The sequence below is a fragment of the Janthinobacterium sp. AD80 genome (assembly GCF_002878455.1).
Lineage (GTDB): Bacteria > Pseudomonadota > Gammaproteobacteria > Burkholderiales > Burkholderiaceae_D > Janthinobacterium.
The window spans coordinates 1-3,655 of record NZ_NRDQ01000365.1 but is presented as its reverse complement, the minus strand read 5'-3'; the positions used below and the strand labels follow the sequence as shown (position 1 = coordinate 3,655).

At 66.0% G+C, this 3,655-nt stretch carries 6 protein-coding genes; 3 read left to right on the top strand and 3 right to left on the bottom strand.

What is annotated here, in order from left to right:
• A partial coding sequence (locus JaAD80_RS31145) for a hypothetical protein (protein WP_180979677.1) occupies window positions 1–998 on the top strand: 998 nt, incomplete at its 5' end.
• Between the two features lie 14 nt (window positions 999–1,012).
• On the top strand, window positions 1,013–1,393 hold the full coding sequence (locus JaAD80_RS29690; protein WP_102299750.1) for a hypothetical protein: 381 nt from the start codon (window positions 1,013–1,015) through the stop codon (window positions 1,391–1,393).
• A gap of 4 nt (window positions 1,394–1,397) precedes the next feature.
• Here the strand turns inward: JaAD80_RS29690 and JaAD80_RS29685 are convergent, their stop codons facing one another.
• Genes JaAD80_RS29685 through JaAD80_RS29680 form a run of 3 tightly spaced genes read right to left on the bottom strand, consistent with a single transcriptional unit; the run spans window position 1,398 to window position 2,236 of the window.
• Complete coding sequence (locus tag JaAD80_RS29685; RefSeq protein ID WP_258003270.1) at window positions 1,398–1,733, bottom strand: GNAT family N-acetyltransferase; 336 nt, start codon at window positions 1,731–1,733, stop codon at window positions 1,398–1,400.
• A gap of 21 nt (window positions 1,734–1,754) precedes the next feature.
• The gene (locus JaAD80_RS30495) at window positions 1,755–1,964 is read right to left on the bottom strand and encodes a hypothetical protein (protein ID WP_146012636.1); all 210 of its coding nucleotides are present in this window, start codon (window positions 1,962–1,964) and stop codon (window positions 1,755–1,757) included.
• 44 nt (window positions 1,965–2,008) lie between these two features.
• On the bottom strand, window positions 2,009–2,236 hold the full coding sequence (locus tag JaAD80_RS29680) for a hypothetical protein (protein ID WP_102299747.1): 228 nt from the start codon (window positions 2,234–2,236) through the stop codon (window positions 2,009–2,011).
• Between the two features lie 151 nt (window positions 2,237–2,387).
• Between JaAD80_RS29680 and JaAD80_RS29675 the strand changes: the two genes are divergently transcribed.
• Complete coding sequence (locus JaAD80_RS29675) at window positions 2,388–3,581, top strand: hypothetical protein (protein ID WP_146012635.1); 1,194 nt, start codon at window positions 2,388–2,390, stop codon at window positions 3,579–3,581.
• Window positions 3,582–3,655: the final 74 nt, after the last annotated feature.

The window sequence follows — 3,655 nt, the reverse complement described above, 5'->3', positions numbered from 1 at the left end:
CGCCATTCGCCATCGACGAACAGGCGCTGGCCGGCGCGCTGGCGCCCGTACAAGCGGCCATCGCGGCCGGCGAGGCGCAGCTGGCACGCAACTGGATCGGCCGCTGGCGCGCTCCCGTCATGGACGTGGCGCCCACGGCCGCCCTGCTGGTGCTGTCGGCCATCCTGCTGCCCGTCGCCATCAAGGCTTTCTTTTACTTCGTGCTGGCGCCCGTCGCCGCACGGTTAAAACCATTGTCGATCGCGCGCGAGCTGCAGCTCGCGGGCAGCTCCCTGCCCCTGCCGCCGCATGGCGAATCGCGCATCTCCGCCGTCTCGCAGGCGCTGCAGCTGCGGCCCGGCCAGCGCATGCTGATCCATCCCGAGTACCTGCAATCGTCGCCCGTCAGCACGCGCAAGCGCACGCAATGGCTGCTGGACTGGCGCTTCCCGTTCACCAGCCTGGCCGCCGGCATGGTGGCGCTGACGCGGCTCGATAGCGACGCGACCGCGTCCGTGACGATTTCCGCCAGCGACGATCCGCTGCTGGAAATCGCCGTCGTCGAGCTGCCCGCCGGCAGCGCGCTGGTGTTCCAGCCACGCGGCCTGGTCGGACTGCTCTGCGATGCGGGCCAGCCCCTGGCGATCAGCAGCCACTGGCGCCTGGGCAGCCTGCATGCCTGGCTCACCTTGCAGCTGCGCTTCATCGTCTTTCGCGGCCCCGTCACCCTGATCGTGCGCGGCTGCCGCGGCGTGCGCCTGGAACGGGCGGGCCAGGGCCGCTCCATCAGCCAGTCCGCCACCCTGGGATTTACCACCGACGTGCTGTATTCCACCCTGCGCAGCGAAACCTTCATTCCCTACCTGCGCGGCCAGCAAGCCTTGCTCAACGACCGTTTCGACGGCGACAACGGCGTCTACCTGTACGAAGAAACCCCGCGCCGCGGCAAGCAGCCGGGCAAGGTGGGCAGCTGGTTCGAAGGGTTGACCGACGCGATTTTAAAAGTGTTCGGCATCTAGGCCGAAAGAACGCCATGAACGACTTCCTGTTTGCCGATTTTCTCGACGACCATGCCGTGTATGCGGCGCTGCAGGCGTACTGGGATGCACGCCTGGCCTGTTTCGACGGCCAGTGCACGCCGTACCTGCGCACCGCGTTTGCCAATGGCCAGCCGTTTTATGACGGCAATCCCATCGTCAACCTGGCGGACCGGCCCAAGGGCAAGGCGGCGCGCATCGTGCAGCAATGCCCGCGTAAATTCGGCCACGACTACACAAGCTTCGAGCAAGCCATCGAATTGAGCGGCCCCGATGGGAGCCATGCGGCGCGGGAAAAAATCATCGTGCTGACCTTGACCCAGCAGACGGCGCGGCGCGCCGAGGCGGAACTGCGGGCGTGGTTTGCGCCGGCGTAAGCCTTCATTTCCGTGAAGATGCGCCGTCCGGCACAAATTCCTTCCGCAATAACCCATAGACATGCAGGTCGACAAACACGCCATTCAGGCATTCGCCCTGCCGCAGCACGCCTTCCAGCGTGAATCCCAGCCGCGTAGCCAGCGCCATGCTGGCCTGGTTGCCGGCCGCGCACTGCAATTGAATGCGGTTCAAATCCAGCGCGCCAAACGCATGTGCCAGCACGGCGCGCACGCACGCGCCGGCGATGCCGCGCCCCTGGAAGTGGCGGGCCAGGTAATAGCCCATTTTTGCCTTGCGGTCAGCGGCATCGATCTCTTTCAAACGGATGCTGCCGCACAAGGCCGTGCCGGAAAAAATATGCTACTCCAGGACGTCGCCGCTTGCGGCGCGCGCGGCAGCGGCCTGCAGATATGCGCCGGCATCGGCAACGGCGGCCAGTTGCAGCACGGCGGGAAGGTAAGTTTGCAGGTGTTCACGGTTTTCCCGCACCAGCACGGCGAGCGCCTCGGCATGTTCAGGCAATGCTGGAACAATACAAATATCAGGGAATGCTGAAGAAATCAGATGCATGGCTGCCCGTAGGCCGGCAAGTTAAACAACACGCAGCCGGATCGTCAGGCGGCAACCGAATGCGACACCACCAGCCATTCGCCCGGCTGCAGCCCGGCAGCCGCCTCGCGCGTGGCCAGTACGCTGTCCGGATCGAGGTCGGCGCGGGTCAATTTATAGGAATAGGCGAAATCGTCGGCATCAAATGCCTGCCCCGCCTTGACGTAATACTTGAAGCCGACGAAGGTATCGGGATTCGTGACGACTGCATATTCAAGCGTGACGCTGTTCATGGCGGGCCTCGTCGACGGTGGTGAGATGGCCATTATGCGTCAATTCCACCATCGGCGACGCAAAGACGCCACCTTGCGGCAAGTCAATGGCCAGGATCGCTGGCAACGATACAGTAGCCTGGGTCGACACATACCGCACCTTCTGGCCGCCATGCGCAACTTCTTCAGCACAATCAGGAACAGCTTGATGCCGTCGGCCAGGCTATCGCCGGCGGCGCGCAGCGAACAGCTGTCTGACCGGGATGGACTGCCCGCCTTCGATCCCGGGCCGGCCGCCGTCGTCAAAGCCTGCACGGACTGGCTGGCTGCGGCGCAAGACCATTCCGCCTCGGCCGATGGCGGCGTCTCCCGCGATTACAGCCTGCAGACTGGCTGGTCAAGTTCCTACCCCGAGACCACCGGCTACATCATCCCCACCATGATCGCCATTGCGCAGCGCACGGACGACGCGTCGCTGCATGGGCGCGCGCGGCGCATGCTCGACTGGTGCCTGGCGATCCAGTTCGACAATGGCGGTTTCCAGGGCGGGAAGATCGATTCCATGCCGCGCGTGCCCGTCACGTTCAACACCGGCCAGATCCTGCTGGGGCTTGCCGCCGGCGTGGCGGCGTATGGCGATGTCTACGCGGAGGCCATGCACGGCGCGGCGCGCTGGCTGCGCGACAGCCAGGATGCCGATGGCTGCTGGCGCAAGTACCCGACGCCGTTCGCCCAGCCGGGCGAGAAGGCCTATGAAACGCACGTGGCCTGGGGGCTGTTCGAGGCCGACCGCTTGGCGCCTGGCCATGGCTATGGCGCTGCCGGCTTGCGCCAGGTCGACTGGGCCCTCACCAGGCAGCAGCCGAACGGCTGGTTCGCCTCGAACTGCCTCGACGATCCCGCCCTGCCCCTGAGCCACACCATCGGCTACGCCTTGCGCGGCTTGCTGGAGGCCTATCGCTACTCTGCGCGCGCCGGTCTGCTGCACGCCGCCATGCGCACGGGCGCCGGTGTCGCCAGCGCCGTGACGGGCGACGGCTACCTGCCAGGCCGCCTGGGACCGCACTTCGAGCCAGGCGCCGATTACGCCTGCCTCACCGGCTCCGCGCAAAACGCGCATTGCCTGTTCCTGCTGTACCAGCTGACGGGCGAGCGCCGCCTGCTCGATGCGGGCCGCCGTTTGAACCGCTACGTGCGGCGGTCGGTCGCCATCGGCGGCCCCGCGCACATTCGCGGCGGCGTCAAGGGCTCGTTCCCCGTCGATGGCGACTACGGCACGTGGTCCTACCTGAACTGGGCCGCCAAGTTCTGCATCGATGCGAACCTGCTGGAAATGGCGCTCGATCAGGAAATACGCGATGCTTGAAAAGGCAAAAGACGCCATCCGCGCCGCGCTGGAAATGCGGCGCCGCGCCGCCAGCGCCCGGGCACTGCGCCAGG

Bases quoted from the DNA above. Each gene is read 5' to 3' on its own strand.
- JaAD80_RS29690 (WP_102299750.1), top strand. From the start codon at position 1,013: ATGAACGACTTCCTGTTTGCCGATTTTCTCGACGACCATGCCGTGTAT.
- JaAD80_RS30495 (WP_146012636.1), bottom strand. From the start codon at position 1,964: ATGCATCTGATTTCTTCAGCATTCCCTGATATTTGTATTGTTCCAGCA.
- JaAD80_RS29680 (WP_102299747.1), bottom strand. From the start codon at position 2,236: ATGAACAGCGTCACGCTTGAATATGCAGTCGTCACGAATCCCGATACC.
- JaAD80_RS29675 (WP_146012635.1), top strand. From the start codon at position 2,388: ATGCGCAACTTCTTCAGCACAATCAGGAACAGCTTGATGCCGTCGGCC.